General features: G+C 68.4%; 1 pseudogene. It reads left to right on the top strand.

The features are described from left to right. Positions 1-250: pseudogene (locus AAEZ05_RS29565) on the top strand (electron transfer flavoprotein subunit alpha/FixB family protein); the annotation flags it as partial.

The raw sequence follows: 250 nt of genomic DNA, 5'->3' as shown, positions 1-250 counted from the left end.
AACGTGCATGGTGTCGGTTTTATCGGCCCCAACGGCATCAAGCGCATCGACCGCAGCGGTGCCCAGCAGGGCGGCGCAGCCAAGCGTACCGCGGCGGTGGAAGTGCAATTGCCGCTGCATCAGGTGCCGGTCCCGGCGTTCTACATCAACGTGGTGCCAGACATGGTCGGCGGCCGCCTGAGCAGCCACGACCGCGACCTGCTTGGCCTGGCGCGCCAACTGGCCGGCAGTGACGGCGCGGTGTTGGCGG

It is taken from the genome of Pseudomonas sp. HY13-MNA-CIBAN-0226 (genome assembly GCF_040310305.1).
Classification (GTDB): Bacteria; Pseudomonadota; Gammaproteobacteria; order Pseudomonadales; family Pseudomonadaceae; genus Aquipseudomonas; species Aquipseudomonas gregormendelii.
This window is presented reverse-complemented; position numbering and strand designations above follow the sequence as displayed.